This is a genomic window from Ferruginibacter sp. (assembly GCF_031391665.1).
In the GTDB taxonomy this organism is placed as follows: domain Bacteria; phylum Bacteroidota; class Bacteroidia; order Chitinophagales; family Chitinophagaceae; genus Ferruginibacter.
Genome location: NZ_JANMUN010000228.1, coordinates 1 through 26,879, shown reverse-complemented (window position 1 = coordinate 26,879; position 26,879 = coordinate 1). Strand labels below are relative to the sequence as shown.

The 26,879-nt window shown below is 36.1% G+C and carries 22 protein-coding genes; 5 read left to right on the top strand and 17 right to left on the bottom strand.

Features of this window, described 5'->3' with window-relative positions; genetic code table 11:
* Positions 1 to 295 precede the first annotated feature (295 nt).
* On the top strand, positions 296 to 2,239 hold the full coding sequence (gene rpsA / locus ACY651_RS17220) for a 30S ribosomal protein S1 (protein WP_462254734.1): 1,944 nt from the start codon (positions 296 to 298) through the stop codon (positions 2,237 to 2,239).
* 94 nt (positions 2,240 to 2,333) lie between these two features.
* On the opposite strand, the gene ACY651_RS17215 is transcribed toward rpsA, so the two are convergent.
* Positions 2,334 to 3,050 carry an OmpA family protein gene (locus ACY651_RS17215; protein ID WP_462254733.1) on the bottom strand — a complete coding sequence of 239 codons (717 nt, stop codon included), beginning with the start codon at positions 3,048 to 3,050 and terminating at the stop codon, positions 2,334 to 2,336.
* A 247-nt stretch (positions 3,051 to 3,297) separates the two neighbouring features.
* Here ACY651_RS17215 and ACY651_RS17210 point away from each other — a divergent pair, with 247 nt between their 5' ends.
* Positions 3,298 to 4,242: a hypothetical protein gene (locus ACY651_RS17210; RefSeq protein WP_462254732.1), complete on the top strand. Its 945-nt coding sequence runs from the start codon at positions 3,298 to 3,300 to the stop codon at positions 4,240 to 4,242.
* Positions 4,243 to 4,423: 181 nt separating this feature from the next.
* Here ACY651_RS17210 and ACY651_RS17205 read toward each other — a convergent pair whose 3' ends face one another.
* Together ACY651_RS17205 and tgt are read right to left on the bottom strand one after the other, a co-directional pair.
* Positions 4,424 to 4,987: a hypothetical protein gene (locus ACY651_RS17205; RefSeq protein ID WP_462254731.1), complete on the bottom strand. Its 564-nt coding sequence runs from the start codon at positions 4,985 to 4,987 to the stop codon at positions 4,424 to 4,426.
* A 243-nt stretch (positions 4,988 to 5,230) separates the two neighbouring features.
* Positions 5,231 to 6,370, bottom strand: coding sequence for a tRNA guanosine(34) transglycosylase Tgt (gene tgt, locus ACY651_RS17200; RefSeq protein ID WP_462254730.1), 1,140 nt, complete (start codon positions 6,368 to 6,370; stop codon positions 5,231 to 5,233).
* An 88-nt stretch (positions 6,371 to 6,458) separates the two neighbouring features.
* On the opposite strand from tgt, the gene ACY651_RS17195 reads away from it, so the two are divergent.
* The 3 genes from ACY651_RS17195 (at position 6,459) to ACY651_RS17185 (ending at position 9,000) form a co-directional block, all read left to right on the top strand.
* Positions 6,459 to 7,577: a glycosyltransferase gene (locus ACY651_RS17195; protein WP_462254729.1), complete on the top strand. Its 1,119-nt coding sequence runs from the start codon at positions 6,459 to 6,461 to the stop codon at positions 7,575 to 7,577.
* Positions 7,578 to 7,661: 84 nt separating this feature from the next.
* Positions 7,662 to 8,300, top strand: coding sequence for a 16S rRNA (guanine(527)-N(7))-methyltransferase RsmG (gene rsmG, locus ACY651_RS17190; RefSeq protein WP_462254728.1), 639 nt, complete (start codon positions 7,662 to 7,664; stop codon positions 8,298 to 8,300).
* Positions 8,301 to 8,361: 61 nt separating this feature from the next.
* The gene (locus ACY651_RS17185) at positions 8,362 to 9,000 is read left to right on the top strand and encodes a response regulator (RefSeq protein WP_462254727.1); all 639 of its coding nucleotides are present in this window, start codon (positions 8,362 to 8,364) and stop codon (positions 8,998 to 9,000) included.
* A 68-nt stretch (positions 9,001 to 9,068) separates the two neighbouring features.
* Here the strand turns inward: ACY651_RS17185 and ACY651_RS17180 are convergent, their stop codons facing one another.
* The 14 genes from ACY651_RS17180 to ACY651_RS17115 all read right to left on the bottom strand — a co-directional run.
* Complete coding sequence (locus tag ACY651_RS17180; RefSeq protein ID WP_462254726.1) at positions 9,069 to 9,590, bottom strand: N-acetyltransferase family protein; 522 nt, start codon at positions 9,588 to 9,590, stop codon at positions 9,069 to 9,071.
* 40 nt (positions 9,591 to 9,630) lie between these two features.
* Positions 9,631 to 11,553, bottom strand: coding sequence for a M1 family metallopeptidase (locus tag ACY651_RS17175; RefSeq protein WP_462254725.1), 1,923 nt, complete (start codon positions 11,551 to 11,553; stop codon positions 9,631 to 9,633).
* Between the two features lie 68 nt (positions 11,554 to 11,621).
* Positions 11,622 to 12,773: a M28 family metallopeptidase gene (locus ACY651_RS17170; protein WP_462254724.1), complete on the bottom strand. Its 1,152-nt coding sequence runs from the start codon at positions 12,771 to 12,773 to the stop codon at positions 11,622 to 11,624.
* 139 nt (positions 12,774 to 12,912) lie between these two features.
* Positions 12,913 to 13,410, bottom strand: a complete 498-nt coding sequence (locus ACY651_RS17165) for a hypothetical protein (RefSeq protein WP_462254723.1) — start codon at positions 13,408 to 13,410, stop codon at positions 12,913 to 12,915.
* 33 nt (positions 13,411 to 13,443) lie between these two features.
* Entirely contained in the window at positions 13,444 to 14,778 is a 1,335-nt protein-coding gene (locus ACY651_RS17160; protein WP_462254722.1) for an ATP-binding protein, read from the bottom strand.
* Positions 14,779 to 14,790: 12 nt separating this feature from the next.
* Positions 14,791 to 16,059 (bottom strand): OmpA family protein, encoded by a 1,269-nt coding sequence (locus ACY651_RS17155; RefSeq protein ID WP_462254721.1) that lies wholly within the window; start codon positions 16,057 to 16,059, stop codon positions 14,791 to 14,793.
* A gap of 43 nt (positions 16,060 to 16,102) precedes the next feature.
* Positions 16,103 to 17,527 carry an eCIS core domain-containing protein gene (locus ACY651_RS17150; protein WP_462254720.1) on the bottom strand — a complete coding sequence of 475 codons (1,425 nt, stop codon included), beginning with the start codon at positions 17,525 to 17,527 and terminating at the stop codon, positions 16,103 to 16,105.
* A gap of 13 nt (positions 17,528 to 17,540) precedes the next feature.
* The gene (locus ACY651_RS17145) at positions 17,541 to 19,277 is read right to left on the bottom strand and encodes an eCIS core domain-containing protein (RefSeq protein WP_462254719.1); all 1,737 of its coding nucleotides are present in this window, start codon (positions 19,275 to 19,277) and stop codon (positions 17,541 to 17,543) included.
* Positions 19,278 to 19,386: 109 nt separating this feature from the next.
* On the bottom strand, positions 19,387 to 20,823 hold the full coding sequence (locus tag ACY651_RS17140; protein WP_462254718.1) for an eCIS core domain-containing protein: 1,437 nt from the start codon (positions 20,821 to 20,823) through the stop codon (positions 19,387 to 19,389).
* Positions 20,824 to 20,839: 16 nt separating this feature from the next.
* Positions 20,840 to 21,658 (bottom strand): peptidoglycan-binding protein, encoded by an 819-nt coding sequence (locus ACY651_RS17135; protein WP_462254717.1) that lies wholly within the window; start codon positions 21,656 to 21,658, stop codon positions 20,840 to 20,842.
* A 72-nt stretch (positions 21,659 to 21,730) separates the two neighbouring features.
* Entirely contained in the window at positions 21,731 to 22,912 is a 1,182-nt protein-coding gene (locus ACY651_RS17130) for an eCIS core domain-containing protein (protein WP_462254716.1), read from the bottom strand.
* 12 nt (positions 22,913 to 22,924) lie between these two features.
* A complete protein-coding gene (locus tag ACY651_RS17125; RefSeq protein WP_462254715.1) occupies positions 22,925 to 24,994 on the bottom strand; it encodes a S8 family serine peptidase in 2,070 nt (689 codons plus the stop codon).
* 55 nt (positions 24,995 to 25,049) lie between these two features.
* Entirely contained in the window at positions 25,050 to 26,492 is a 1,443-nt protein-coding gene (locus ACY651_RS17120) for a contractile injection system tape measure protein (protein ID WP_462254714.1), read from the bottom strand.
* Positions 26,493 to 26,507: 15 nt separating this feature from the next.
* On the bottom strand, positions 26,508 to 26,879 hold a 372-nt coding region (locus tag ACY651_RS17115; RefSeq protein ID WP_462254713.1), incomplete at its 5' end, for a hypothetical protein.

Below are 26,879 nucleotides of genomic sequence, written 5' to 3'. Positions count from 1 at the left end.
GCGTTTACTGGATTGAAGTAGTAGATACCAATGGCAACCGTCTTGCAATGGGCAGGGTGGATGTTATAAGATAAAACTACTGGTAAATAATATTTTATGCCTTTTTTCAAGTCCTCCGAATTTTTTTCGGGGGACTTTTTTTTATTTGCTTCATTATCAATCAACTTTACACAATATAATATAGGTAAGTTTGCAATTTACCCAATCAGTAAAAAAGAATGCTACTAAGCAGCTTAAACCGGCCTTATTTTATTAACTTTGCCGTCCCGTTTAAAAAAACCACGGGATAATTTTTATGTCTTTCAATATTATTAAACAATTAAACGCAGAAGCACAGGAAGGGGCGGCTCCACAGGATGTGGCCGAAACTGCTGCGATATCAAATGTGCCTGTAGAAGCACCGGTTGCTGAAACCATTGCTACCGCTCATGATGATTTTGACTGGAGCGTTGATAAACGTAACGTAACAAGTTATACGGCTGCTGAAAAAGCAAAGTATGATACTGTTTACGATAACACGTTTAAACAAATTAATGATGGTGAAATGATACAGGCAACTGTAGAATCATTAACCAAAACCGATGCTGTTGTAAACATTGGTTTTAAAAGTGACGGATTAGTTTCTTTAAATGAATTCAGGGATATGCCCAACCTTAAAGTTGGAGACGATATTGAGGTAATGGTAGCTGAGAAAGAAGACCGTGATGGCAATCTTCACCTTAGCCGTAAACAGGCCCGGACAACCCGTGCATGGGAAAGGATTGTTGAAATGCATAAAACTGGCGAAATAGTTACCGGGTTGGTTACCAGCAAAACAAAAGGAGGACTTATTGTAGATGTATTTGGTATGGAAACTTTCTTACCGGTATCTCAAATTGACGTTAAACCAGTTACCGAATACGACCAGTTTGTAAACAAAACAATGGAATTTAAAGTGGTTAAAATTAATGAAACCATTAAGAATGCTGTTGTATCTCATAAAGCACTTATTGAAAGTGATATTGAAGCACAACGTGCCGAAATTATGGGTAAACTGGAAAAAGGCCAGGTACTTGAAGGAACAATCAAAAATATCACTGACTTTGGTGCGTTTCTTGACCTTGGCGGCTTAGACGGGTTATTATACATCACTGATATTTCATGGGGTCGTATCAACCATCCTACAGAAGTATTGAAGATGGATCAGAAACTGAATGTAGTAGTTTTAGATTTTGACGATGACAAAAAACGTATCAGTCTTGGTTTAAAACAATTAACTCCTCATCCATGGGATACTTTGTCTGAAGGATTAAAAGAAGGTGAAATTGTAAAAGGTAAAGTAGTTAACATTGAAGACTACGGTGCTTTCTTAGAAATTATGCCGGGTGTGGAAGGTTTGGTACACGTAAGCGAAATTACATGGGCTAACACGCCTATCAATGCAAAAGAATTCTTTAAACTTAACGACGAGTACGAAGCTAAAGTGGTAACACTTGATAAGGATACCCGTAAAATGAGTCTTTCTATTAAACAAATGACTGAAGATCCATGGAGCACTATTGAAACTGTTTTTCCTGAACACAGCAGGCATAAAGGCACAGTAAAAAACATTACGCCTTACGGTGTTTTTGTTGAATTATCTACCGGTATTGGTGGCATGATACACATCAGCGATTTAAGCTGGTTGAAACGTTTTAACAACCCTAACGAATACACCAAGGTTGGCGAAACTATCGACGTGGTAATTATGAACATTGATAAAGAAGGACGCAAACTGCAATTAGGCCATAAGCAAATTGAAGAAGATCCATGGAATACTTTAGAATCTACTTTCCCGATTGGCAGTGTGCATGAAGCTACTGTAATTAAGAAAGATGATAAAGGTGCCGTAGTACAATTGCCTTACGGACTGGAAGGTTTTGTACCTGCCCGCCATTTAGCTAAAGAAGATGGTAAAACTATTAATGCTGATGAAATTGCACAGTTCATGGTAATTGAATTTGACCGCAACGACAAACGCATTGTATTAAGCCATACCCGCCTTTGGGAGCAGGCTATTGAAGAAGTGAAGCAGGCCGAATTTAAAGAAAAGAAAGCCGATGCTGAAGTAACCAAAAAAGCGGTTAAAAATCTTCAAAGCAAAGTAGAAAAATCTACATTAGGTGATTTAGGTGTTTTAGCTAATTTAAAAGCTAAGATGGAAAGTGATGCAGCCGATACTGCAGCAACTGAAACTAAAGAAGAACCTAAGAGCGAATAATTTTATTTAGCTTCTTATACTTAAAATCCCATTGGCAATATTACCAATGGGATTTTTTTTATTGCACAATATTTTTAAAGAAGCATAAATCATACTATTCTAAAATCTTCACTTCAGTTCTCCTGTTTTGTGCTCTGCCTTCTTCTGTTTTATTTGAAGCTACTGGGTTACTCATACCATAACCTTTAGCTGTTACCCTTGTGGGATCAATCCCTTTCATCAATAAATAAGCCCTTACTGTATTTGCCCTGTCCTGCGATAATTTTAAATTTTTTTCAGGTGTACCAACATTATCTGTGTAACCACCAAGTTCAACCCGTTCATCATCTTTCCTGTTTAAATAAACTACAAGTTCATCTAGCACAACATAAGAACTTTCTTCTAAATCAGATTTATTAGTTTCAAAATTACACCCTTCTAAAATGAAATTCTTTTCAGGCAAATGCTGCAGGTCTACTTCAAAAGGTTTTTTATAGTAGGCATTATTACCTTGTGGAGTAGGTATCTCTATAAAATTATAACTGGCAGAATCTTTAAATCCTAAAATGAAAATTTCGTAGGTATCACCATAAGGTAAGCGAATAGAAAATTTACCCTTATCATTGGTAAGGCCCTGGTATTCCTTTCCATTGAGTTTACTCTTAAAGACCACAATTTCATTATTTAAAACATTGTTCTTAAAATCCGTCATTGATACATCTACTGGGGCATCTTTTGGTATAGCGGCATTTTGCACAGTACCGTTTTGGCTTACTGCCACAAAGGGGAAAGTAATGGTTAACAGTAAATAAAAAATGTAATGTTTCATCATTGTTTTTGTTTAATCGGGTGGTTAAAGATAAATAACTTCTTTAGTTTTCAATTATTGTGCCAGAGAGAACTTAGTTTTCGTTGCTTAATTTCTTATTAACAAATAGAGGTTTGTTAATCGTATTTTCCCTACAGCTTTTTACTTAATCCTTTGATTTAAACAATTAAAATAGATAATATTTTCTCTTATATTTGTTTTAGCTAATTGCCGCATCTATTGAAAATTTCATCAATAATCTCCTGCAACAATGAAAAAGCTTAATTGGGTTTTATTTGCAGTTTTAGCAATATTGTTAACTGCATCTTGTCAAAAAGAATTGAGTAATGAGAGCGGCCCCACAATTATTTTAGCCCCTTCAACCCTCGACAGTAATTATCTTGATACTGTTTATGAATTTGAAACACAAGTTGGTGTTACAGATACTATCGCCTTTTATACTTATAAATATGATGCACAAAAAAGAGTGGTTAGCATAAACTGGCAATGGGGCGATTTTTTATTGCCTTACCAGGATAGTGGCAGCATAAAATATTTATACATTGGATCAGATAGTTTACCTTATCAATCAACTTTAATAACAACTTACGATGGTATGCTGGTGTTTGATACAATAAATACTTTTTATACCTATGATAACGCCGCAAGATTAATCAAAGATTCTGCTGTTGCTTCAGACAGAGGCACTGCAAACCCGTACTTCAGGGTTCGTAAATACCTCAATTTATATAATTATGCAGCAGGTAAAATAACCCGGCAATCTTCTGATTTGCCTGTTATTGAACCTTCACCAGGTGCTTATCCGGCGAGCTTTACTTTAGATACTGTAATAATCTCTAATCAAAATCCAATAAGTTCTGTAAGCTATGTTTCTACAATTAATAACACCTCATTTTCTAAAGATTATGAAACTGTAATTACCTACGATAATAACCCAAGCCCCTATTACAAATTAAATATTTCAAAATCATTTTCTCCAATTCCGGTAGCAGAAGGAGCAGATTTTATTATAAATTTTATCGGGAAAAACAATAGTACAAATTACAATACCAATTACCCGGCAAGTGGCAATAACTCTAACATAATTTATACCAACATTTATTTAAGTAATGGTTATATAAAAAAGAAAAGCTATCCTTCAAGCTTTGACCCAAATTTTACAGACGGATATATTTATACTTACAAGGCTTTGTAATAAAATTTTACAAATTTCAGGTTATGTATTCAATACAGTTTATTGAAGAACAGATTAAGATGGAGATTGCAGAGTGAGCTGAGAAAGTTAAAAATCTATAACAGTAAAAGATGGCGGTGAAAATTCGAAATAGGCGAAAGCTAAGTATCTGCAAAGGCTCATATCTGCTACAATAATTAAATTACTTTCTGGCTATTAAAATATAAATGCCAATTCCAATAAATATTAAACCCATAATGAACCGCCCAGTAGCTCTTTCATTTTTATAAGATTTTGCAGTATCAAATAAATTATTAACATACTCCTTGTCTTTATAACGTAAGCTATAAAACTCAAATCGGTCACTTGGGTAGTTTATAATTTTTTCAAATACTGATAAAGAATCTTTATTTAAATAAAATTTTTGAAACTTATTTTTTAATACTCTGATTGAAACTGTATCATGGTATTTTATATCTTTTAAAACCGATTGCCAAGAAGTTGCTTGAAGAAATTCATCCTCATTTTCGAAACTAACCCCCGGATACCCGTTTAATTCCAACCTTAAAAAAGTTCGATTTTTTCCTGTACCCTTTTGGTATTCTGGCTCATTTATTAAATAATTTGTCAAGAACATTAAATCTTCGTCACTTTTTTCATATTCAGATTTATCTATCGGCATATAAATATTAGCAATAAAATAAAGGCATAACAATATTAATAATACTCCAATAATATTTTTTAGAATTTTAAAATTCCTAGTCATATTTTTTTCAAATTTTCCTATACGTATATTTTATAACCTATTCCTGATTTTATTTAATCAAATATGCAAATTCCCATAGATGAATTGCGATAAAGAGGAAAGATTTCACAATTATCAACCTTCTTTTCTCCCTTAAACAAAAAATTTATTAATGCTCAACAAAGTTTTACAGCTTAGCCTAGCCCGGATTGAAAAGCCGGAAACTAATGTTAAATAAAGTGCTTCTGCTCATGCTTCAAAAAACTACAACCTCGTCTGCAACCTTACCACCATCTCACTCTTCCAACTATTAAAATCGCCGGCAATAATATGTTTACGGGCTTCGGTAACCAACCATAAATAAAATGCCAGGTTGTGTACGCTTGCAATGGTAAGGCCTAAAAATTCTTTGGCCTTCATTAAATGACGCAGGTAAGCTTTGCTGTAAAAATTACTTACCGGGCAATCAATACCGTCATCAATTACAGAAAAATCTTTTTCCCATTTTTTGTTATCGATATTAATAATGCCCTGTGAAGTAAACAGCATGGCGTTACGGCCGTTACGGGTGGGCATTACGCAATCAAACATATCTATGCCTAAAGCAATGCATTCTAAAATATTCCAGGGTGTGCCCACACCCATTAAATAACGTGGTTTATTTGCAGGCAAAATATCGCAGCAGAGTTCGGTGTATTCGTACATCATTTCCAATGGCTCGCCTACACTTAATCCCCCAATGGCATTGCCTGTGGTATTTTGCGAAGCAATAAATTCTGCAGAGGCTGTACGCAGATCTTTATAAGTGCTGCCCTGTACAATAGGAAATAAATTTTGTGTGTACCCATATTTATCTTCGGTTGCATTAAAACGGTTAAGACATCTTTGCAACCAACGGTGCGTTAAGTCCATCGAATCTTTGGCGTATTTATAATCGCTGGGGTAAGGCGGGCATTCATCAAAAGCCATAATAATATCGCCGCCAATAATACGCTGAATGTCCATTACGCTTTCCGGAGTAAATAAATGTTTACTGCCATCAATATGACTTTGAAATAAGGCACCTTCTTCTGTCAACTTTCTGTTGTTGGCTAAAGAAAAAACCTGGTAACCTCCACTGTCGGTTAAAATGGGTTTATCCCAGCCATTAAATTTATGCAGGCCTCCTGCGGCTTCTAATGTTTCTAATCCCGGTCTTAAATATAAATGATAAGTGTTGCCTAAAATTATTTGCGCTTTTACTTCGGTATGCAGTTGCTGCTGTGTTACTGCTTTTACACTGCCCACTGTACCTACAGGCATAAATATGGGTGTTGCTATTTGGCCATGGTCGGTGGTTATTGTGCCTGCTCTTGCTTTTGTTTGTGTGTCGTTATACTGCAATTCAAATTGTAATGCTGCCATTATGTGCTTTTATTTACTGTTTATATTTTGAGGATAGCCTGCTTACTAATCCCCCAATTCCAAATTACTAATTCCTTATTTTTGCCCCATGAATTTTACCCATTGGTGGCAATTACTTTTTTACAGTTTTTGTTTCATCACCCTGATACAGCTTTTTTATTACGGTTTCTTTTTTGTTAGATTAGCGTTTTACAAACCAGCAATTAAAACTACATCGCAAACACACCCGGTGTCAGTTATTATTTGTGCCAGAGATGAAGCAGCAAATTTAGCGAAAAATCTTCCGGGTTCGCTGGTACAGCAATACCGCACCACACACGAAGTAATTGTCGTAGATGATAACTCGTTCGACGACAGTAAATACTTGCTGGAAGAATTTAAAAAAACTTTTAAGCAACTGCATGTGGTGGAGCTTAAACAGGAAGCAAAATTTATTCCCGGAAAAAAATTCCCTTTAAGCGTGGGCATTAAAACTGCAAAATACGAAGTGGTTTTATTAACCGATGCCGACTGTGTGCCTGCAAGCGAATTTTGGATCGATAAAATGCAGCAAACTTATGATGAACAAACAGAAATAGTTTTAGGTTATGGTGCCCATCATAAAAAAAATGGATTGCTTAATAAATTAATCAGGTGGGAAACTTTTCATACGGCCATGCAATATTTAAGTTACGCCATTGCAGGTAATCCTTATATGGGTGTGGGCAGAAACCTGAGTTATAAAAAAACTGTTTTCTTCCGCCATAAAGGTTTTAGTGCACACAATAATATTGCCAGTGGCGATGATGATTTGTTTATTAAAACTGCTGCCACAAAAATAAATACCAAAATTAATATTGATGCCGATACTTTTACTTTGAGTGAACCTGCTAAAAACTGGGGCCAATGGATGAAACAAAAAAGCCGCCATTACAGCACCGCAAAATATTATAAACCGGTGCATAAATTTTTGCTCGGCTTATATTCTTTTTCGCATTTTTTGTTTTACCCTTTGCTTGCTGCCAGTATTATATTTTATGGCTGGCAATATGCACTGGTAGTTTTTGGCATCCGTTTTTTATTGCAGGCCATAGTTTTTTATTTATGTATGAAAAAATTGCATGAAAAAGATCTGTATCCGTGGTTTTTGTTTTTAGATGTGTGGATGTTTTTTTATTATATTATTTTTTCGGTAAAGCTGGTGAAGAAGCCGGGGGGTAAGTGGTAGAGCCCCAAACCCCCTCTATCTCCCCCTGAAAGGGGAGGAAATGGAGGAGATTATATTTTATTTTTTTATTTAAGATTTTGTACAATGGAAATGATTGAAAAATATTTTAGTGATTTTAATGAAACGCAACTGCAACAATTTGCAGCGCTAAAAGATTTATATGCTGAGTGGAATGAAAAAATAAATGTTATCAGCAGAAAAGACATGGATAATTTTTATGAGCATCATGTTTTACATAGTTTATCTGTTACAACACAGTTTGAATTTACAAAAGGTATGCAGGTAATGGATTTGGGTTGCGGTGGTGGCTTTCCGGGAATTCCGCTGGCTATTTTTTATCCTGACACACATTTTCATTTGGTGGACAGCATTAATAAAAAACTAAAAGTGGTGGCAGAAATTGCTGCTGCTATTGGTTTAAAAAATGTAACCACACAACAGACCAGGGCCGAAGATATAAAAAACAGAAAATTTGATACTGTAATAAGCAGGGCCGTAGCTCCATTAAAAGATCTGTGGCACTGGAGTAAACCCCTTCTGCAAAAAAATAAAAATATTGAATACGGCGTAAATACACCTAACGGCTTAATATGCCTTAAAGGCGGCGACCTTACACAAGAAATATTTGAAAGTGGTTGTAAACCAATGGTATGGGAAATTGAAAAACTTTTTCCGCAAGAATTTTTTAAAGACAAGTATCTTTTATACGTTGGGTTAAAATAAAAAACTACCACTTTGTGGTATTGTTTATGTGGTATTAATGTTTCAGCTTTGCAGTACAATTATGAAGATACCAGTTGCCATAGTAGAAGATAATAACGACATCAGGGCTGCCCTGGAGCAAATTATTGAAATGAGTGATTACTGCGAATTAGCAGGCTCTTGTGTAAGCGGAGAAGAGGCATTGGTTAAACTGCCAATTTTAAACGCCAAAGTAGTATTGATGGATATTGGCCTTGGTGGTATTAGCGGCATAGAAGTAGTGAGAGAATTAAAAATAACACATCCTGAAATATTATTTATGATGTGTACTATTTATGAAGATGACGAACAAATATTTGAAGCATTAAGTGCCGGTGCTAATGGCTATATTTTAAAGAAAACACCTCCGGGTAAATTGCTGGAAGGCATACAGGAATTGATGGAAGGCGGCTCACCCATGAGCAGCCAGATTGCCAGAAAAGTTGTTGCAGCTTTTCAAAATAAAAAATCAGATAAATTATCAAACGAATCTACTCTTGATGTTTTATCAAGAAGAGAAAAAGAAATATTAGAGTCATTATCCAAGGGGTTATTATACAAAGAAATTTCAGACGCTCTCTTCATCAGTACAGAAACGGTGCGTAAACACGTATATCACATTTACGAGAAACTGCACGTAAACAACCGTGTAGAAGCAGTGAACAAATACTTTGGAAGATAATTACTGGTCGTATCATTTCAATCAAGCACAAAATTATAAGCCCCGAATTTTTTTCGGGGTTTATAATTTTATAGGAATTTCCAAAACCAATAATCAGTTTGCGGAGTGTGGCCTATAGGAAAATCGTGGGTGTGTCCCGAATTTTCAAATCCATATTTTTCGTAAAACTTTTGTGCCCTTAAATTATTCTCCCACACCCCCAGCCAAATAACCTGGTATTTCTCTTCGATGCAATAGTCAATAACAAAATCCATCAGTTTTTGAGCAATACCTTTGCCATGAAATTCTTTTAACACATAAATGCGTTTTAATTCCATGGCTTTCCATTTTTTCATTAAAGGAAAGTTGCTGTAATCTTCCATAAACCGAAGGTAACCCACAGGCCGATTATCAATTTCTGCAAAAAAATACAAATCATCAGTATTATTCAATTCTTTTGCAACCTGCCGTTCGTTAAAATAATTTTCCAAAAAAATATTCATATCATCAGGTGTACAGGTACCTGTGAAAGTATCGTAAAAAGTTTTTTTTGAAATGGCAGATAATGCAGCCGCATCAGCTAGCTTTAATCGTCTTATAGTTATTTCCATATTGCAATAGCATGGTCAGACGGTGGCGTCTAACCATGTTTTACCAATTTAATTCTAATAAATTATTTTTTCGTTCCACATCTGCCATTCTTTTTGTGGGATCAATTTCCACAACTTTTATATCCGTAAGCCGTTGTTTAATTTCAACAACATAAGTTGGGTGCGTCCATTTCCATTCTTCATGCACTGTTCTTTTTTGTTTTGCATTTTCATTGGGTTTATCGCCAAACATTAAGGTAAGCGGCACGTAATGCATCTCGGTACTTCCATCTTTAAAAGTTAATTGCAAATCAATTGGCATCGGCATCTGCCCAATTCTTCTTAATCGTATTTTTGAAACACCGCCCTCTTCCCACAAACTATCTATGGAATAATTAATAGTTTTTGTGGTGTTGCAAAAATGTTCTTTATACCAGTCTAATTTCATATTGCTGATTTTTTCTGCCACCTGAATTAAATCGTTGCTGTTAGGATGTTTAAAGCGCCATTGTTTATAATACTCCAGTAACATTTTATCCCTCACATCTGAACCAATAATATAACCCAGTTGCTCCATAAAAACTTCTCCTTTTGCATAAGCTGCAGTACTATATGCATAATTGGTATTAAAATGATCCGCATGCGTTGTAAGCGGTTCTTCAAAACCACTTTTGACAAGTAAAAAATATCCTGCATAACCATCACAATGATCTTCGGGTAGCGATGGCAGTAAATCCTGCAGCACTTTATTGGTGGGGTTTCTTTTTAAATTTTCTTTTATACCATCTAACGAAGATTTGCCGGTATAAAATTTTGAAACGATATCTTCTGCATAACTGGTAAAGCCTTCATCCATCCATGCATACATGCCTTCGTTTGTACCCAGCATCATCTGGTACCAGCTGTGCATCCACTCATGAAAAACAGTGCCTAAGCCCGGACCGCTGAGTAATGTTGCCATTGGATATTCCATGCCGCCATCGCCACCCTGTATAAAAGAATATTGTGGATAAGGATATTTGCCAAATTTACTTTCTATAAAAGGCAATACAGCCACTGCACCATCTGCAACAGTGTTCCATGCCGAATCATTTTTTGTATCGTTCTCTTTATAATTATAAATTACATGCAAAGCAGTAGCGCCAACTTTACGTACAATATGTTTGTACTCCGGATCGGCAGCCCAAACAAAATCATGCACATTATTACCCACAAAATGCCAGCTCCGTTTTTCTTTTGTGGTGGGTTTTAATTCGGTATTGGGAGCATCGTATCCCCAGCCAATTTCGTTTGCATTAACCAATACACCGGTGCCGCCCAACTTATAATTTTTATCAATGCTGATGGATACATCAAAATCGCCCCACACACCATAAAATTCTCTTGCAACATAAATAGTTGGATGCCATCCTTCGTAATCGTACTCACATAATTTTGGATACCATTGGCTCATACTATACCTTACACCAGTTGTGGGATTATCTCTTCCACTTCTTCTAATTTGTAGTGGCACCTGTGCTTCAAAATCCATATCTATAACCACTTTAGTTTTTGGCAAAATGGGTTTGGTAAGATTTACTTCCAGTATAGTTTCGTGATATTTAAATGGCTGTGGCACACCATTTATTTTTAAACTAATTATTTTTTGATACCCGATTTCATTTTCTTTTAATTTAGAAATACGGTCTTTAACCCTGTCATCCCAATCCTGCCTTCCTCTTGTAATTTGTTTTCCCAATTCCTGGCTCCTTATATCCATGCTGCTGCCGGGTTGAAAAGCGTTGAAATATAAATGATAAAATATTTTGTTTAAAACATCAGGAGAATTGTTGGTGTATTCTAATTTTTGTTTGCCTTTAAATTGATTGGTGTTTACATCCATATCAATATTCATGTTATACTTAACACGTTGCTGCCAGCGGTCGGGTTGTGCAAATGCAAAAGCAGGTATCAAAAAAATAACCAGTAAAGAAACTCTTATCATATAATTGTTTTAAAACTTAATTTGAAAATGATTGTAAAATAGTTTTTTGCTTTTATGCTAATTAAAAATTAGTTGTACTGCCCCATTAATTTTTCGTTGAATTTGATTATTAACTTAAACAAATCTTCATGTTCGTTTAAAGGCAAAGTTGCTGCTTTATCAAATACATCATGATACGCTTTTATGCCACCCAAAGTATAAAAGAAAAAAGCAGGCACCCCTTTTTCGGTAAAAAAATAATGATCGCTGTTGGCAGCTTTTCCTCTTGAATTAATTTTTACTACATATTTATTTTCGTCGTTAACTGCATTCATCATAGCAAACTCTTTAGGAAATTCGGTGGCATTAACTACAGTAATGCCTTCTTCGCCTGTGCCAGCTAAATCTGTGTTTGTTAAAAAGCGAATATTTTTTAAAGGCACTAAAGGGTTTTCAGAAAAATATTTACTGCCAATTAAGCCGGCTTCTTCTCCTGCAAAACAAATAAAGCCTATAGAATATTTTTGCGGATGCTTTGCATAATATTGTGCAAGATTGAGCAATAATGAAATGCCGCTTGCATTATCATTTGCACCCGGAAAATAAGTAACTGCACCCATGCCACCCAAATGATCGTAATGTGCTGTAATAAAAATTATGGAATCGGGTTTTACTGTTCCTTTTACTAACCCACAAACATTAGCCGCTTTAAAATTATTTATAACTTTATTATCAATATTAACTTTAAAAGTGGTGGGTGATTTATCCAGCGATTTTTTATCTACCAGAATTAAAGAATAATCTGCAGCTTCGGGGGCAACGCTCCACGTTAGTTTATCCTGCATTTTTAATATTACCATTTCTTTTCGGTTAATAAACTGAATGCTGTCTAACTGCTCCAAATCGCCACTTCCTTTTACACCTTTAGCTTCAGGGCTTACAATAAAATCTTTACCCGGTATTAATTCTTTGCCATTAACAGTTACTTCCATTTTACCGGGAAAAGTATTTACGGGATAACTGAACTGCTGCAAATAATTTTTACCTATTGGCTCCAGCCCATAACTTTTAAATTCACTAGATAGAAAATCTGCTGCCTTTTTCATACCATCATTGGTATAGCCCCTGCCCCAAAAATAAGGCGAGGTAAGCGTATCCACTATTTTTTTGCCAAAGGAAATATTTTGTGAAAAGGCAACTGACGAACAGGCTAATGGCAATAAAAGCAACAATCTTCTCATACTTATTTTTTATGAAAAGTAAATGTCGGAAAAACTATGCAGTAAAAAAATTGAAATGTGTTAAACGCAAAAATTATAACAGGATTTATACAAGCAGGTTATTAAGAAAGACTTTAGGGTATTTTCCTTAATTTACCCATTAATTTAATAATATAATACAGCTTGCCAGTAAAACCAGAGAATAAAAAAATACAATTAAGTTTGTAAATTTTAAAAGCCTTTTTACCTCTGGGGGGAGACCAGTATCAAAACCTTCTTTCTTTTCTAATTCCATAAAATTAGTATCTCCCAAAAACCATATTACTGAAAGGCCATCAATTTTTGTTCTGATATAATTAGCCCTGTTCCACCCACTCCGGATATGTTTTCCATACTGCGTCATTAAATATTTAAAATAATAACACAACCCGTATAACGCAGCGGATGCTGCAACAATTAAAATAATTTTATCAGCCTGAAAAATAATTTTCTTGTCTGTGCTTAAAAAAATATTTACCAGAAAGCTTATTAAGCCCGTAATACCTGCAAAAAAAAGAGATGCAATCGTCCACATACGGTCTTTAATTTTTGCAGCATCGTCTGTAAAATATTTCCACAACTCTAAATAATTTTCGGGCTTTAGTGTTTGCTGATGCATGGTTTATAAATTTAGCTTTGCTTTTCCCTGAGCCTAAATAGTTTTTTCTTCTTTCCAAAACTCCCGGCGTATGCCTGTCAGCAAATCGGTGTTGCAAACAGTACCCTCCTTACTATGCAATGCTTTAAGCGATGCAAACTGCATAATGTTTAAGATGGCAGCGCCGCTCAATTCGTAATTTTGTGCTATTACATTTAAATTAATATCGGCTGCCATTTGTAAATTTTGCGGTAAAGATTTTTGCCATATCAGTAATCTTTCGTTTGCATTAGGCATGGGAAAATGCACCATGGCATGAAAGCGGCGGGTAAATGCTTTATCCAAATTACTTTTAAAATTAGATGCCAGTATTAACAGGCCCGGAAAATCTTCTACACGTTGTAATAAATAAGATACTTCCTGGTTGGCAAACCTGTCGTGAGAACTGCTTACGTTGGTACGTTTACCAAACAATGCATCCGCCTCATCAAAAAATAAAATCCAGTCTTTATTTTCGGCTTTGCTAAAAACTTTTTCTAAATTTTTTTCTGTCTCGCCAATGTATTTAGAAACTACCTGCGACAAATCTACCCGGTACACTTCTTTATTAAATTCTTTACCCAATAAAGAAACAGTTAATGTTTTACCTGTGCCCGGCGGGCCATAAAATAAGGCACGGTACCCGGGTTTTATTTTTCGGGAAAGATTTTTATCTTTTAATAAATCCTGGTTATGCGAAAGCCAAATTTTAATATGATCAATTTCTTCTTTGGTTTGTGGCGGTAATATTAAATCGTCCCACATCATTTGTGAGGTTAATTTTTTTGCCGGAAAACCGGGACTGAATTTTGGCGCCGTTTCTTTATTGAATAAAAATTTATCCACCCATTCTGTACTTAATAATAATTTGCCACTCATTACGGGCTCGCCTTCTTTTACATGCTCCAGCCACAATATATTTTGTTTGTAAAAAAAATGATCGGGGCCAAAAAGCTGCTGAAATTGTAACCGCTGCGGCATACTGCTGCCTGCCAAAATAAACAAAACGGTTTCGCCAGTGGGTAATATGCTGCGTTGGTTAGCACCTTTTACGGCACCAAATTCTGCAAAATCGCCGCCCTGCGGTAAAAACTCATGAATTATATTTTCGAAAAAAGAAGGTTGAACATGCGGCACCAATGCAATTAAAAGTGTACAGTATTCTTCAATAGTTAGTTTATTTTTTATAATAAAATCATTAAGCACCGAACCGTCTTCTTCTATTTTAACTGAAGAGAAAATTTCGTTTAATTCTTTTTCTTCTTTTTTAAAATGAGCCGAAAGGCGATTATGGATACCCTGCTGCAGCAGCTGCATTGAATAAAGAAGATTGCTGTGGTTGTTACTCATTTTGTTAGTTGTTTATTTTACTTTCCAATGCATTTTTTCTGTTGGCGGTAAAGCAGGCAGTTCGTTACGTGTCATTATTTCGATAGCGCCAACAAAAAATGCATAGTGGCCACGTGTTACCGTATTTCCTCTTGACATAATGTTACCGGAGTTTTGAATTAATGTTTCATCTGCTGCAGCTTTATCTACTAAAGTTTCTATGGCATCATAATGCGTGGGTTTATCGCCTAAATATTTTTTTCTTGCATCCGGAATGTCGGCACCCGGCCTCGGTTCTTCATACTCATCCCCCAAACCAATCATGTGGCCAAATTCGTGTGCCGCTGTATTTTGTTTGGTTTTTTCCGGGTCGTTGGTAAACACACCTACTGTTACCTTACGTGATTTTTCATCAGCAGTTGCAAAATCTTCGCCAGCAGCATCACCAATTGTGAAACTCAATCCACTTAAGTTAACCAACTCTTTATCTACGGCATCTATTCTTTTTTGACTTAATTTTCTGTTGTACCCTTCATTGCCTTCGGAACTGGCATGACCGACATAATGCAGACTAAAAACCGGGTCGTTAGGGTCGGGCTTTTTAGGAATGGTATTTATAAAATCTTTTATAGTTTGGATATCATCGTTACAATCACTGTTTAATTTAGCGCTGTCGAAACCAAAAGGCCCAACATCCTGCAGTAAAACGGGTTTAAAAACAGTTTGTTCCGTTCCTTCAGAGGGATCCCTGAAATCTAATTTACCGGTATGTGTTGTTTCCGAATCGGCTTCTTTATTTATACCGCTAACCCTTGGACGAAATCTTTTTTCTTTTTCGGCAGGCTTAATAACATCAATTACTGTATGTGCATCTTTTTTATCTGTAACCACTAATGCAGTAACATCTACTTTACATTGGTATGGAGAAAACCCGGGATTATTTAAAGTGAGCAAATGCTTATTGCTCCATACATCATTAATACTTTTTTTAAAATCAGTTTCAAAAGTGGTACGCTCTGCCTGCGACATATTAGCAGGAAAATTTAAAAATATTTTATGCGTAATAAACAAAGTACCAGTTTTTGGTACAGGGCCATTCACCTGATACTGTGCATCAAAATTGGGTAAATTACCATTTACAAAATTATCTGATGAAAAAACAGGCAATGCCGGTTGCTGCCCGGCTAACTGAGCAGGATTTAGCAATGGGCCAAAAAAATTGTTTGATAAACTGTTACCAAAAAAATTATTTTGATTAACAGTTGACGGTGGCACTTTTTCTATCGCTTCTTTATCAGGCATATTTTTTTTATTTTATAAATTAATTTTAATTGCTGATAAAAAATTATGGAATAGTAATTGTTTCCCTCACCGACCAAAATTTTCTTTGTATCATTTGTCCGTCTTTCCTTATATCGCCAAAAAACCTGAAATCAAAAACATATACATCTCCACTGTTAGCCAGAGCCGAAGTAACTCCCGGCTCATCAGTAGATTTAAATTTACATCCATGCAGCATATCCACTGCACCGTTTGCATCAGTATATTGATTAGGAAGTCCGTTATTGGCTGTATGATTTCTGTGCCCGTACCTGCCATTGTTGGGTAATGTTGTATTACCATCTTCTACCCAATTTGAAATGGCAGGTAAAGCGCCACCAGGTATAGAAAATACATTATTAATATTTACGCCATTATAAGTAACCGTGCCGCAGATAAACTGCCGGTATTGAAATCTTGAGCAATCGCAATGCGGAGAAAATTGTATCTCCACATCAAAATGTCCAAAAATATTTGCCCGGTTTACGCCGGCAGCACGAATGTCCATTGGTGTTACCAAACCTACATGAAACATTGTAAGGCAGGTATCAGGCGAATTATTTCCTGCTGTTAATTCGGCAGTAAGCAAATCAAATGTTTGCGTACCCACCATACCGTCAGGTGTTAATCCGTTTTGCGCCTGGTACAATGCAATTAAATTTAAAGTTTCATCAGTTAATACACCAGTAACCGGGCCGCCAACTATATCCTGTATCAATGTTATATTTTCAGCATTGTACCTTTCATTATTAAAAATTGTCGCTGATCTTATTTGCTGTGGCGTTAATACTGGCACTGCTGCGTCGGGCACTGTTGGGTCAACCGTTAAATCTCTCTGAATACTTTTTTTATTCACTGACCCCTGCTGCACCACATGCGTTAGTTCGTGCCCTAATAATTTTTTTCCACTATCTGTTTCCGGAGCATACTGTCCGTTGTTAAAAACAATATTACTGCCCGATGTATAAGCCAGTGCATTTACTGATTGTGCCGATTTCGATGCAACAGCATCAGTATGAATTTTTACATTACTAAAATCGTAGCCAAACCTTGGCTCATAAAAATTACGGGCCTCGTTTGGTAATGGCTGACCACCGCTTTGTAAGCCTCCTACATAATTTTCTAAATTATTATCTGCAGTTGTTTCTTCGCCGTCAATTTCTTTACGCTGCATTTTTTCTTCCTCTTTGCAATTATCACATTTGCTTTGCAAGGGAGTTATTGAAACGGGTGATGATGAAAAGAAAGAATCAGCTCCAGCTTTTTTTTGAACAGATGGTGTGTCCATTTGCATTACTTTATCTGCAACTGCATCTGCTTCCTGCTCGTATCTGTCGCCGGGGTTGTTGATGGTGAGTTTGGGTTGAAAGAAAGGTTTTACAGTGCCGTTTGTAAATGAAAAATCATTAGCCTGTAAAGTATTTCCACTATAGGTTATTTTATTATTCATGAGTAATTTTTATTTATAAAATTTCTCCTTTTCGTGCTAACTCAAAAAGTAATTGCGCCATTTTTTTATTAGCACCCATTATTTGTCTTTCTTTAGACCCTGCCGGAATGGCTTCAATCCGCCTGTCATAAAAAATATCTGTTCTTCGTCCTATTTGATCAAGTACGCCATTTAACGTTTTGGCATCCAATCCAATTTTTTGTAACCTTTGCACATACCTCAATACTTCTCTTTCAAGAAGCTGTGCCCCTCTTAATGATTCATCGCCACCTGGTTTTTTAATTGTTACATCGGGCTGATGTGTTAATTGTTGCAGGTGTACAAAAATTTCTTCTTCCCCATAGGCTAATGTTTCATATAATATTTGTTTTAACCTCGACCGCTGCTTATCTTTTACTTCTGCTGCATTCACAGCATTTTTTCTTAATGCTATAATATCCGGATGCTCCATTAATAAATCAGCAATGGAAATCCTAAAAGACGAAAGTGCTTTTTCCAAAACAGAAGGCTCATATACTGCATGGCTTAATTCATGCACAATTGTGCTTGCAGACATTTCAGGAAAATTATTTTCGAGAGGGATACTGCTTAAATGTACAATAACTACTTTTCTATTACCAGTAGGATCGTTAGGATCTTTAATGGTTTGATTATATCCGCTAAAGCGATTATTACCTTTTAAATCAGGAAAAATAAATACATCATTCTGTGAAAAATAATTATTCCAAAACGATTCATTTTTTACAAGTTGAATAGCTTTTTTATAAGCCTGCTGGCCTTTAACAGAAAGTGCATTTACAAAATTAGTTTGTTGCAATGCTATTGATGAAGTTGTTTGAGTACCCAATACCTGCGTTTGTAAGGAAGAGGCGATGCTACCCATTTCGGTAATTATTTTAGACATCGGTACGCCCCAAAAGGTAATTAATTTTACTGCATCCTGCGGAGAAGAAGGCCGTACATCTTTTCCAAATCCTGCATTTTTCAATATTTGGCCTTTCATATTTTCTCCCACCTGCTTAAAGTATTCCTGCTGCATTTCTTCATATTCTTTTCTCTCTGCTTCTGTTGGCTCTGCAGATTTAACACTCTTGGGCTTACACTGTATAGCGTTTGAATTTGTATCCGAGTATTTTTGTATAATTTCAGAATGCTGTTGCACCACATGCGTTAACTCATGCCCCAGCAATCTTTTTCCACTATCGGTATTGGGTGAATATTGATTGGTGTTAAAAACAATATTACTGCCCGAGGTATAAGCCAGTGCGTTTATTGACTGTGCCGATTTTGCTGCACCACTATCTGTATGAACTTTTACATTACTAAAATCGTAGCCAAACCCTGGCTCATAAAAATTACGGGTTTCGTTTGATAATGGCTGACCGCCACTTTGTAATCCTCCAACATAATTTTCTAAATTACTATCAGCAGTTATTTCTCCTCCATCAATTTCTTTACGTTGCATTTTTTCATCTTCTTTACAATTATCACATTTGCGTTGCAGCGGAGTTATTGAAACGGGTGATGGCGAAAAGAAAGAAATAGTGCCAGAAATTTTTTGAAGAGATGTGGTTTCCTTTCTCATTACTTTATCTGTAACAGAATCTGCTTCATACTCATATTTATCGTTGGGGTTGTTGATGGTAAGTTTGGGTTGTACAACAGGATGGAAAAACAGTGATGAGTAATTTTCACTACCATGTAAAGATGACCGGGAATTATGATTTGGTATAACAGAATTTTTTTTCATTATACTTTACTTATATTTTCTGCCTGTGAAATAAGAACAAGATGAAGAAGAAATATTTTGACTGCATACATTCATAAAACCGGGAATTAAAAAATTATAATGATTACACTTATTTACACCTCGGCCTTTCTGCAGGGTCAAGGAGCATCTTAACCCTGACATTTGAAGGAGATGCAAGTGTGTTTTCCATTTTTGAAGGTTTAGAAAGCTGCTTTATATGATCACTTATATCTGCAGTTGGGCTGCTAATATTTTTTGATTTTAATTCACTCTTTGAAAATATAAAGTCTAATAAAATAAATAGCCTTTCGCCCAATTCCTTAATTTTTTTATTCTGTTTACCATATTTTTGAAATGCAGCTTTTAAAGCTTTTTTATCTGTTTGATAGGCTTCCTTTGCACTTCCAAAAAATTCATCCACATCACCGGGATGCTCAGCTTTAGAGCCTGGTTTCCATATGGAAGGGTCAACAATATTATTGGCATACATTTCATCAGCACTGCCATCCTGTTTAAATGTAAGCGCATTTAGTTGTAAGAATATATCTGTAATTGTAACAAGCCAGTTTTCTGATTCGATTTTACTATGAATTTTATGTTTCCTGTTATTGTTGAAAAAATTAAATATTGCATGCCCCATTTCGTGTCTTACTGTTTCAACATTAGCATCACCTAAATCCAAGGCTAACACCGGTTCATCATTCAATATGGTAAATCTTGTAGTAACCCCAGGTGACAGAATACAAACTTTAACCTGAAAAGCTGCATCAGTAATTATTTCATTATCTTTTTTTATTTGCTTTGCTATCGCAGTAAGAATTTTACTATCAACAGGTGTTCCTTTATCAGTTGTTGAAAGTAACCTGATATTTTCAATCGTTGTTTCGGTAAATTCATAGTCGCCCCATGTACATGGTAACTTTAAATCAGCAGCTAATGGTTTGCGCTGTATAGTTTTGTTTTGAATACTTTGCTGCACCACATGCGTTAACTCATGCCCCAGCAATCTTTTTCCACTATCAGTATTGGGTGAATATTGATTGCTGTTAAAAACAATATTACTGCCCGATGTATAAGCCAGTGCATTTATTGACTGTGCCGATTTTGCTGCCACATTATCTGTATGAACTTTTACATTACTAAAATCGTACCCAAACCTTGGCTCATAAAAATTACGCACTTCATTGGGCAATGATTTTCCACCACTCTGTAAACCTCCTGCATAATTTTCTAAATTATTATCAGCAGTTGTTTCTTCGCCATTAATTTCTTTACGTTGCATTTTTTTTTCCTCTTTACAATTATCACATTTGCGTTGTACAGGAGTTATTGAAACGGGTGGTGATGAAATAAAAAAATAACTGCCAGTTTTTTTTTGAAGAGAAGTCATTTCTATTTGCATTACTTTATCTGCAACAGTATCGGCTTCCTGCTCGTATTTATCGTTGGGGTTGTTGATGGTGAGTTTGGGTTGAAAGAAAGATTTACCTGCAGTTACAGCAACTGAATTAACTGATGGATGATATTGTTTGTTATAAGATTCCACACTAAAATAATTTTACCTACACCAGCGGCTCAATAGAAAAAACATCCAGTTTAGATTGCATAAAATTTCTTATTCTTTTTAAAGCAGCATTACCATTACTGGAGCCGCCGTTATTGGTATTACCTTCCACCGTTTCAAAAATGCCGTTACCTATGGCTGTTATAATACCGGTATGCGTCCAGTCGTGTGGTGTTTTTTGTAAAAGAAAAATATCGCCGGGCTTTACCAGCGATGGATTATTACGCACAGCGGTAAAGCGCCGCAGCAACCCTTTTTGCAAACCAGTTGTACCAACCGTATCGCAACTGTAAGTAAGCGGCATTAATGTTTTAAAATTTTTACCCTGCAATGATGCTGCCTGATCAATAATGGCCTGCACAAAACCCATGCACCAAAACCATGGTGTACCTTCATTGCCATCCATGTATGCCCTTACCCACGGGCCACTGTTGCTTTGTTGATTTATTACCAGTTCGAAGGGGCGGTTTTTAATATGATTCATGGCTGTAATAACCACTAATTGCCTTAAGCCTGCTCCTGTTGTATTTCCTTCAAAAGCATTTTTCATTGGCTCACACATCAGGCTGAATGTTTGCTGATTTACAATGCCCGATTGCGGAATGGCTTTTGCTTTTTGAAAATTTATAACTGCCTGTTCAGTTGCTGTACCAAAGTCGCCATCAATACCGGTAGAAGTTATTGCAGCCGGGTTTACCATTGAAAACAAATTGAGCCACGACTGAATTTTCATCACATCTTTTTTTGTATTGTCTGCGCCATTCTTTTTTTGTGTTGCGCTTATAACAAGTTCTTTTTGATAAGTTGTTTTTTGCATAATATAATTTTTGTGTCAAGAATAAAAAAATATGCGTGACAGGTATAAATTTGTAATTCCATAAAAGAATAATTAATGGCACCTGCGGTTGACAGGAACATTGAGTCCATTTAACAGCATTATAAATTGTGAGTAACAATGTGCATTAACGCTATCTGCCCCTCCCCAATCACCAATCATTGTATACACAATATGAAACGTTTCATGCAATATTGTTTTTGCTCTTTGGTCAGCATCAAGTGTCCAAAAAGCCGGGCATAAATCAATTTCAGTGGCATTTGCCGGACAACTCCAGGCATTATCGGTAGCAGCACAACTTGTAGGCGTACAACCGGGAATGGTAAAAGGAGTTGCTAAAGGTTGACAGTTATAAGTGAATACAACACTGTCAATATAATTCTGAATGGCTGCAACCCTTCTCCTTATTAATGGTAAACCAAAACGGGGAGCTGGGTCATTCCAATTAGCATCATTTGCAGCATTTAACCGAAAAGCCCTCCACATTGCATCTCCTACAATTGTAACACCCGCTGCTGCCGGAGTAGCAGGCCTTGCTGCAATTGCTGCATCAATTACAGTTACTGCATTTGCAAGTAAAGCAGAAGCTCTTCGGTCGGCAGCAAAAGGATTTTGTCCTGCACCGCAAGTGACTAAGCTTGTTCTCACTAATCTTTGAATGCTTTTCTTACTAATTCCAGTTTTACTTTGCTGCACAACATGTGTTAACTCGTGGCCTAATAATTTTTTCCCGCTATCTGTATTGGGTGAATACTGATTGTTATTAAAAACAATATTGTTGCCCGAAGTATAAGCCAAAGCATTTATTGATTGTGCCGATTTTGCAGCAACAGTACCGGTGTGCAGTTTTACATTACTAAAATCGTAACCAAACCGTGGCTCATAAAAATTACGGACTTCATTGGGTAATGCTTGCCCGCCACTATTTAATCCGCCAACATAATTTTCTAAATTACTACCGGCAGTTTTTTCTTCCTCACCATTTATTTCTTTTCGCTGTACTTTGTTTTCTTCCTCCTCACAGTGTTCACATTTTCTTTGTACAGCAGAAATGGGCAAAGGTTTTAATTGTACGCATGGTTGCTCCATACGCATTACTTTATCGGCCATAGCATCTGCTTCCTGTTCGTAAACATCGTTAGGTTGATTAATGGTTAACTTTGGTTGTATAAAAAAGCCGTTTGCATTTACTCCATTAAATTGCCCAGGAGCCGGTTGTAATAATTGCTTTTCCATAATTATATTTTTTTAAAAAACTACTGCTTCGCCCACTTTTACATCGGCTGCTTTGTAAACAGCATCCTGTATTTTATTGCCCTGTGGATCTAACAAACTAATAGTAGCTCCTTTATTTGACAATGCCATTTTTGAAGGATCTACTTTTACAGTAATTGCTTCGCCGCCATTTATCTGGCCACTTAATACCTGCTTTCTTCCTTTAACTAAAAATGACCAGCCCGATAAATTGGTGCTTTGTGCCGAGCTGTTTAGCATAGAAATTTTTTCGTTTCCATAATCATCGCCGGAAGGATTTACCAATGCGGAAATAATTTTAAGGTTAGCATGACCGTTATGTCCGCTTAATGCGGCGGCTTTTATTACTGCAGCAAATGCATCAACTTTACCATGCCCAAACCATGGGCTCCATGTACCATCGGCACCGCCAATATTTTTAAAATCACCTTTATCGAATGGTGCAACCGGCGAAATATCCCACGATGTATTGGGATCGTAATTTGCTGCAGGTGTTTTTGCATAACCTGTCATATTTAAATCTTTGGATGCTGATTGTTTTAATACTGCAATTACTTCTGCTGCTGTAAGATTGTTGTTGGCAGATATAACCAAAGCTGCAATGCCCGCCACCAAAGGCGTTGCGCTTGATGTGCCGCCAAAAGATGCAGTAACTCCCGAAGGTGTTCCCTGTGCAGTGGATATGCCTAATCCTTTTACTGTCATGCGATGATACTCATGCGAATTACTGCTGGGTGCACAAATGCCAATGCCTGTACCGTAATTTGAATAGTGGCTTCGTTGTGCAGTGCTGCCCAATGCAGCCACATGCATTACACCGGTGATGCCAACAAAATTATTTACAAATCTTTTAGATGTTTCCACACCAACCCATACCCATTGATTGTTTTGAAAATCTATACCATCTGTATAAGGTACATCTTCTGTTGAGGTATGGCTGATGGGGCAGTTCTCGTTTCCGGCTGCAAAAAGAAAAACAATACCTTTGCCACGCCTTCCACCTGTTTGTGCCAACTGTGTAATTTTATCTACCACCTGCAGCGACCATAAACTCCTTGGCACTCCACCCCAGGAATTTGAAAGAATATCCACCTTATCAGCCACATAATTTAGTACTGTTAAAAATTTTGAATCGCTGATAAATAAACTTGGGCCGTCAGATTCCCATTGCACCGGAAATAATTTACAACCAGGAGCAGCCCCAACCGTTAGTGATGCATCTACCTCACCGCCAATTACACCTGCACAGGACGTACCATGATTAGCACCGGGCAGGTACATTTGTGCAGGGCTTGCATCTATATCGCTATTATTTATTAACCGGGTGCCTCTCATATAACCCCAGCCACCAAATTTATTCAGAGAATCAAAATCGGGATGGTTTAATTTACAGCCATCGTCTGTTACGCCAACTACAACATTGCTGCTTCCGTAATTATTAAGTACCAGCCATGCTTCTTCGCAACGGCTGCAGCTGCGGCTGTCTAAATCGGCATGTACAAAATGATTATGCAGGTGCCACTGCTTTGCATAAATGGGATCGGTGGGCAATGACAGGGCATAAGTTTTTATCTGCTGGTTTAAATCATTTTCAACATATTCAACCAACGGTTCATTTTCTGTAAGCTGCACAATAAGTTTTACAGGATTCATACCGGTATATTGCGTTACCTGAAAAAGATAATCTTTATCTGTATATTTTTCTAACTGCAACAAACTGTACTTAGCTGCAAACTGATCAATTTTTGCAGCAGGTAAAACAGTTTTAAATGTTACCAAAATTCTGTCGGTAACAAAAAAACTGTCTTTTGTTCCTTTTAAATAATAAGCATGATGTGTAGGTGCAATTAATCGGCTTTCTTCCATTGCGGTATCCAGTTCGGCTGCATCTACAATTACTTTAGTAGAAGCCGATGATACCTGTTTCTTTTCTTCTGTATCAAAAGCATCCAGTTCTTCGGGCAATGCCCTTGTAATAAATTCATCGGCTGCTTTATCAAGCAGTATTTTTTTTCCACCACGGTAAGTATATACCGCACCGGAAGTTTTAATTGCTTTTGCCATGATAGTAATTTTTATTAGTGTGATAAATATTTGTATAACATTGCGAAATTATTTTTCACCATTCAACAGCTAAAGGAAAAAGCATCCAGGGCAGTTTTATGTATGCAAACCCCCAGGGAATTTTATCTAATAAAATATCCACTGCATTTCTTTGTACCTGCAGTTTCCAGTAACCGTCAGTTTCATTAAAAGTTAATTTTCCTTTTCGCTGTAAAAATGTTTGCTGTAAGGATGCTGCCGAAGTATTTTTTAAAACTGTCCAATGTGCAATTACAGCATTTAGTAACTCACTGGCTTCTTTAATTTCAGCATCTTCCAATTCTATAAAGCGGTCGATATGCTCTTCGTTGCTGAGGCCGCACAAAATTTTATTGAGTGGCATAATAAATTCAGGTAATTGCTGTTCGCCATTTACAAGGTATTGTAAAAGATGTGCCGCCTTTTGTTTACAAAAATCATTTTTAAAACACTCCTCTTCCATCAGCTCTGCTGCTTTAAATAAATTTTGCAAAAAAGGATGTAAGATTATTAAACCGGCATTTTCAATAAATACTGATTTTTCTTCTGTGATATTTTTAATTTTTTCTTTGCTGTCTTCGTTTTTTTCAACCGTCTGGAGTTCTTCAATAATTGTTTTTTCAGCTGTTGTTTTGTTTATCTCCCCCGCTAAAATGTTTCCGTTTATCTTTTTTACAATTGCTGTAATTTTTTCCTGTAAAGAAATTATTATTTTTTCTTCCATGCCGGCATAATTTTCCCTAAGGTGATGTATAAGTTGCTGTACTTTATTTTCTTCTTTTGTTTGGGAAAGATTTAGTAAAGCAGGTAATATAACATGCAATACCTTTTTTCTTACTGCAACCATTTGGCTGAAAGGAATTATCTTTTTTATTGCAAGAAATAAACTTTCTACATCTGTTTTTATAAATGCGATATCGTTCGGAACTATTGCTAAAATAAAAAAATCATCAAACTGCAATATCAGTCTTTCTATTGCTGCCGGCTGTTGAGCAGCAGTTTCTCTTAATTTTTCAATAAAGTATCTTTGGTTATTTTTAATTGCAACAGTTAATTCAGTTTGCCAGTTTGCAAAATTAATTCCCTGCAAGGCCCAGGGCATTTTACCCGTTGAAAGAAAATAAAAAAACTGCTCAATGCTGTTAGCTTCATTACTAATTATTTCAATTTCAGGCAATGCAGTATCAATTTTTTTTGAGACATTGATGTTTTTTATTTTTTCAGTAAACCCTGCTATACATTTTTCAATAAATTCTTTCTCCAAATCACTATTACTGATATTACCCAGATCAATTTCAATTTTATTGATCCTTATTATTTCATCATTGTTAAACTGAGTTGATAATATTTTGTCGAGCCCGCCAATTAAATCTTCTTTAACCAGTTTATTGCAACGGCTGTGCAATGCATAGCTTTGTTCAACACTTTGTGTTTGTAACTCCAAAGAAAATTTTTTTATCGTGTGTTGAAAGTTTATCATTTACATTGTTGCATTTTACTTTTTCATTAATTTTTTTGCTTCTGTAAACCAGTCTTCTTTAACGGTGTGGGGCAATCTGCCCATTTCTTTTGCCAGCTCAGGAATATCATCAGCATTTAAAGTGGCAAGCTGTTTATAAGTGGCAATTCCAATTTTATTTAATTCAGCTTCAATACTTTCGCCAATTCCCTTTATTTTTTTTAAATCATCTTTGCCTGCAGCTTTCCCAATTTTATCTATTAATGATTGTTTGCCTTCTTTCTCCACCATTTTAATTGCTGCCTCAATCCACGATTTATCAATTGCTTTTACATCCACATTAATCATTGCGGCCATTACCGGAATATCTTTTTCCGTTAACTTACTTATTTGTAAATAAGATTTTAT

What these genes read in the sequence shown, in the direction of transcription:
- rpsA (WP_462254734.1), top strand. Translation starts at nt 296, where the DNA reads ATGTCTTTCAATATTATTAAACAATTAAACGCAGAAGCACAGGAAGGG.
- ACY651_RS17215 (WP_462254733.1), bottom strand. Translation starts at nt 3,050, where the DNA reads ATGATGAAACATTACATTTTTTATTTACTGTTAACCATTACTTTCCCC.
- ACY651_RS17210 (WP_462254732.1), top strand. Translation starts at nt 3,298, where the DNA reads ATGAAAAAGCTTAATTGGGTTTTATTTGCAGTTTTAGCAATATTGTTA.
- ACY651_RS17205 (WP_462254731.1), bottom strand. Translation starts at nt 4,987, where the DNA reads ATGACTAGGAATTTTAAAATTCTAAAAAATATTATTGGAGTATTATTA.
- tgt (WP_462254730.1), bottom strand. Translation starts at nt 6,370, where the DNA reads ATGGCAGCATTACAATTTGAATTGCAGTATAACGACACACAAACAAAA.
- ACY651_RS17195 (WP_462254729.1), top strand. Translation starts at nt 6,459, where the DNA reads ATGAATTTTACCCATTGGTGGCAATTACTTTTTTACAGTTTTTGTTTC.
- rsmG (WP_462254728.1), top strand. Translation starts at nt 7,662, where the DNA reads ATGGAAATGATTGAAAAATATTTTAGTGATTTTAATGAAACGCAACTG.
- ACY651_RS17185 (WP_462254727.1), top strand. Translation starts at nt 8,362, where the DNA reads ATGAAGATACCAGTTGCCATAGTAGAAGATAATAACGACATCAGGGCT.
- ACY651_RS17180 (WP_462254726.1), bottom strand. Translation starts at nt 9,590, where the DNA reads ATGGAAATAACTATAAGACGATTAAAGCTAGCTGATGCGGCTGCATTA.
- ACY651_RS17175 (WP_462254725.1), bottom strand. Translation starts at nt 11,553, where the DNA reads ATGATAAGAGTTTCTTTACTGGTTATTTTTTTGATACCTGCTTTTGCA.
- ACY651_RS17170 (WP_462254724.1), bottom strand. Translation starts at nt 12,773, where the DNA reads ATGAGAAGATTGTTGCTTTTATTGCCATTAGCCTGTTCGTCAGTTGCC.
- ACY651_RS17165 (WP_462254723.1), bottom strand. Translation starts at nt 13,410, where the DNA reads ATGCATCAGCAAACACTAAAGCCCGAAAATTATTTAGAGTTGTGGAAA.
- ACY651_RS17160 (WP_462254722.1), bottom strand. Translation starts at nt 14,778, where the DNA reads ATGAGTAACAACCACAGCAATCTTCTTTATTCAATGCAGCTGCTGCAG.
- ACY651_RS17155 (WP_462254721.1), bottom strand. Translation starts at nt 16,059, where the DNA reads ATGCCTGATAAAGAAGCGATAGAAAAAGTGCCACCGTCAACTGTTAAT.
- ACY651_RS17150 (WP_462254720.1), bottom strand. Translation starts at nt 17,527, where the DNA reads ATGAATAATAAAATAACCTATAGTGGAAATACTTTACAGGCTAATGAT.
- ACY651_RS17145 (WP_462254719.1), bottom strand. Translation starts at nt 19,277, where the DNA reads ATGAAAAAAAATTCTGTTATACCAAATCATAATTCCCGGTCATCTTTA.
- ACY651_RS17135 (WP_462254717.1), bottom strand. Translation starts at nt 21,658, where the DNA reads ATGCAAAAAACAACTTATCAAAAAGAACTTGTTATAAGCGCAACACAA.
- ACY651_RS17130 (WP_462254716.1), bottom strand. Translation starts at nt 22,912, where the DNA reads ATGGAAAAGCAATTATTACAACCGGCTCCTGGGCAATTTAATGGAGTA.
- ACY651_RS17125 (WP_462254715.1), bottom strand. Translation starts at nt 24,994, where the DNA reads ATGGCAAAAGCAATTAAAACTTCCGGTGCGGTATATACTTACCGTGGT.
- ACY651_RS17120 (WP_462254714.1), bottom strand. Translation starts at nt 26,492, where the DNA reads ATGATAAACTTTCAACACACGATAAAAAAATTTTCTTTGGAGTTACAA.